Source organism: uncultured Alistipes sp., assembly GCF_902388705.1.
GTDB lineage: Bacteria > Bacteroidota > Bacteroidia > Bacteroidales > Rikenellaceae > Alistipes.
Genome location: NZ_CABMQJ010000104.1, coordinates 1 through 3818 on the forward strand (window position 1 = coordinate 1; position 3818 = coordinate 3818).

The window sequence follows — 3818 nt, forward strand, 5'->3', positions numbered from 1 at the left end:
AGCCGCATGCCCGACGCTTCGCGTGTCGAGCGCCGCGTGCTGGAAGCCGTGGACGAAGGGGCGGCCTTCATCGACGTGGGCGGCTACTCCTCGCGTCCCGGGGCCGACGAGGTGTCGCCCGATGAGGAGTGGCGGCGCGTGGAGCTGGGGGTGGGCGCCGTACGGCGGCTCTCTCCCGCAATGACGGTTTCCGTCGACACGTTCCGCAGCGAAGTCGCCGCCCGGGCTATTGAAAAATTCGGCCCTCTTGTCATCAACGACATCTCCGCCGGGGAACTCGATCCGCGGATGCCCGCCGTGGCGGCGAAATACGGCGTGCCGTATATCGCCATGCACATGAAGGGCGACCCGAAGACCATGCAGTCGCTCACGGATTACAAACGCGACATCACGGCCGAGGTCGTCGCCTATTTCGAGGCGAAGGCCGCACAGTTGTCGGCGGCCGGAATCCGGCGCGAAAATATCGTGCTCGACCCCGGATTCGGCTTCGCCAAGACGACGGAACAGAATTACGAACTGCTCGCAGGGCTTCACCGCCTCTGCGCGTTGGGGTATCCCGTGCTGGCGGGACTTTCGCGCAAGTCGATGATATACCGGGCGCTCGGCACGACGCCCGCCGAATCGCTCGCGGGCACCGTCGCCCTCGGCTGGGAGTGCCTGCGGCAGGGCGCTGCAATCCTGCGTGTGCACGATGTGCGTGAAGCCGCGGATACGATTGCGCTTTTCAACCTCTACGAACAGAACAAAAGGTAAATATGGCCAACGGGAAAACAGCCGGAAATCCGGCGGAGAAGCCTGGCGGAGCGTCCGCGGAAAAGGCGGCGGAGAGCGGGGGCGGGAAATCTTCCGGGCGCCGGAACCGGCGGGGAAAGCCGCAGGAAAGACAACAGGACAAGCCGCTGGAGGCACAGCGCGACAAGCCGCAGGATAATCGGCAGGACAAGCCGCAGGCCGAAACGCAAGGCGGCCCGGACAGGCTGGTGCAGGCGCAGGAGCGTCCGGGAGGCGAACGCCGCGGCACCCGGCAATCCGCTTCGCGGGGCGGTCGGCAGGGCGTACAGCGGAACGGCAGGCAGGCCGAGAGCCGTCCCGGAAGTTCTGATACCTCCGGGCGCACTGTTTCCGGACGGCAGCCGGGGAGCGGGACGGTCGAAAAGTCCTTCTTCAAACGGACATGGCGCGATTATGTGCTGCAACTGTCGGTGGTCATCCTCGGTATCGTCGTTACGTTCGCCGGTTCGGCGCTGATCGAACGTTCCCGGCAGGCGCGCGACGTGCGTGCCGCGATGATGCTGGTGCATTCCGAACTGGAAGCCAACCGCATGAAGATTCACGAGGTTTGGGACTGGATACAGCGGGAAGCGGATGCCTATCGGATATTGGCGCAGAACCGCCACGACCTGACAGCGATACCGCAGGATACGATGGCCTCTTTCGTTCCGGTTTTCGGGCGGGTTCTTTCCTTCCATCCGCGGCAGGATGCCTTCGAAGTGCTGAAAAACTCCGGCCTGATGGCCTCCGTACGCGACAAGGACTTTCTGCTGGCCGTTACGCAGGGATATGCGACGCTGGCCGAACTGGAGGAGAATGTCGGAATGTATTTCAAGCTGAAGGCCGAAGCCCAGGGCGACATGTCGAAGGCATTCAGCAGCTCCCAGCGGGAAATTTATTATTCCGGGGACATGTACGGGATGTGGAACTGCATCCTTTCCGTACCGTCGTCTTACGATTTCGTACTGTCCGCCCCTTACGTTTTCCCGGAAGGCTATACCGAAGGGTTGTTAAGGGACGTCGATCGGGCGGTGCGGGCGATCGAGGCGAAATACGAAACGGATAAAAAACAGACCGATGATTAAAGTTACCGATATACACAAGCGCTTCGGCGGGCTCGAAGTGCTGAAAGGCGTTTCGCTCGACGTCGACCGGGGCGAAGTCGTTTCGATTGTCGGCGCCAGCGGCGCGGGCAAAACCACGCTGCTGCAAATCGTCGGCACGCTTTCGCGCCCCGACGGCGGACGGGTGGAGATCGACGGAGAGGATGCTTTCTCGCTGGGCGACAAGGCGTTGTCGCGGTTCCGCAACGAGCGCATCGGCTTCGTGTTCCAGTTCCACCACCTGCTGCCCGAGTTCACGGCTTTCGAGAATGTCTGCATTCCGGGACTGATCGGCAGGCGGCCCCGTGCCGAGGTCGAGCGCCGCGCCGCGGAACTGCTGGAGATGATGAACCTCACGGAGCGCCGCGACCACAAACCCGGCCAGTTGTCGGGCGGCGAGCAGCAGCGCGTGGCGATTGCCCGGGCGCTCATCAATTCACCCGCCGTGCTGCTGGCCGACGAACCTTCGGGCAACCTCGATTCGCACAACCGCGACGAGATACACCGCCTTTTCTTCGACCTGCGCGAAAAGCTGGGGCAGACCATCGTGATTGTGACCCACGACGAGCATCTCGCGGAGATGGCCGACCGCAAGGTCACGATGTCCGACGGGCGGATTTTGTAAGGCGTTTTATTTTCCGCCCTGTGCTCCTGCTGCCGGGGCGCCGGGAGCGGGCGGTTGATTGCTGGCACCGGATTGCAGGCGGGGGCCTGCCCTCGTTCGGTGTTTGCGCATCGCTCCGGCTGGCGCCGGGCGCATGTGCGCACCGGTTTTCCGGGCGGGCGATATGGTTGTGCGGAACGCACGTCCCGGCTTCCGGGAGAGGTAAAACAATGGATTTATATGGACGGCGAACTGAAAGAGCTGCTCGAGCGGCTCCACGACAAATACAATCGCCCGGAGTTTATCGAGGGCGATCCGATTTCGGTGCCGCACCGCTATACGGCGCGTGCCGACAGGGAGATTGCAGGCTTTTTCGCGGCCACGATTGCATGGGGCAACCGCAGGGCGATTGTCGCGAGCGGGCACCGCATGATGCGCTGTATGGACGACGCCCCGGCGGATTTCGTGCGCAACGCCTCGGAACGCGAGCTGGCGGCGCTCGGCTCCTATGTCCACCGTACGTTCAACGGCGGCGATTTGCGCGATTTCGTGCTGGCGCTCCGCCGTATGGAGGAGCTTTACGGCTGCATCGGGGCGTTCTTCGAAAGCCGCTACGAGGCGACGCAGAGCATCCGGGCCGTCCTGGCGGATTTCCGCCGCGCATTTTTCGCCTGCGACCATGCGCCGCGCTGTGAAAAACACCTTTCGTCCGTCGAGAAAGGCGCCGCCTGCAAACGGCTCTGCATGTACCTGCGCTGGATGGTGCGCCGCGACGACCGGGGCGTGGACTTCGGCGAGTGGACGCGCATCCCGATGTCGGCGCTTTACATTCCGCTCGACGTGCATGCGGGCAATATGGCCCGTGCGCTGGGCCTGCTTGCGCGCCGCCAGAACGACTGGCGGGCCGTGGAGGAGATAACGCAGGCGCTTCGCGGCTTCGACGCCGCCGACCCCGTGCGTTACGACTTCTCGCTCTTCGGCGCGGGAGTGGACGGATACCTGAAAGAGTAAAGGCTATGTTTCGCTTCAAGCAATTCGTGATAAGGCAGGAACGCTGCCCGATGAAAGTCGGGACGGACGGCGTGCTGCTGGGGGCGTGGGCCGGCGTGCGGCCCTCGGACGTTCGTATGCTCGACATCGGCACCGGTACGGGGCTCATTGCCCTGATGCTGGCCCAGCGTACGGAGGGTATTTGCGACTCGGCGGCCGGAGAGGGGGAGTTGCCCGGCGGCGTGCGCGTTACGGGCGTCGACGTGGAGGATGTCGCGCAGGCGCGCGAGAATGCCGACGCCTCGCCGTGGGGCGGCAGGGTGGCGTTCGTGCAGTGTCCCGTGCAGGAG

The 3818-nt window shown here is 63.9% G+C and carries 4 protein-coding genes and 1 pseudogene; all 5 read left to right on the forward strand.

The genetic code is table 11. The annotated features are described in order from the left end of the window. Positions 1–753: dihydropteroate synthase (gene folP, locus QZT71_RS12095; protein ID WP_295916578.1), on the forward strand; the 753-nt coding region annotated here is incomplete at its 5' end. Between the two features lie 2 nt (positions 754–755). After that, on the forward strand, positions 756–1856 hold the full coding sequence (locus QZT71_RS12100; protein WP_295916580.1) for a hypothetical protein: 1101 nt from the start codon (positions 756–758) through the stop codon (positions 1854–1856). After that, on the forward strand, positions 1849–2499 hold the full coding sequence (locus QZT71_RS12105; RefSeq protein ID WP_295916582.1) for an ABC transporter ATP-binding protein: 651 nt from the start codon (positions 1849–1851) through the stop codon (positions 2497–2499). The genes QZT71_RS12100 and QZT71_RS12105 overlap by 8 nt, the downstream gene beginning before the upstream one ends. Before the next feature lie 219 nt (positions 2500–2718). Continuing rightward, positions 2719–3489, forward strand: coding sequence for a TIGR02757 family protein (locus QZT71_RS12110; RefSeq protein WP_295916585.1), 771 nt, complete (start codon positions 2719–2721; stop codon positions 3487–3489). Positions 3490–3494: 5 nt separating this feature from the next. After that, positions 3495–3818: pseudogene (locus QZT71_RS12115) on the forward strand (hypothetical protein); the annotation flags it as partial.

Coding starts and splice junctions, on each gene's coding strand:
- QZT71_RS12100 (WP_295916580.1), top strand. CDS start 756: ATGGCCAACGGGAAAACAGCCGGAAATCCGGCGGAGAAGCCTGGCGGA.
- QZT71_RS12105 (WP_295916582.1), top strand. CDS start 1,849: ATGATTAAAGTTACCGATATACACAAGCGCTTCGGCGGGCTCGAAGTG.
- QZT71_RS12110 (WP_295916585.1), top strand. CDS start 2,719: ATGGACGGCGAACTGAAAGAGCTGCTCGAGCGGCTCCACGACAAATAC.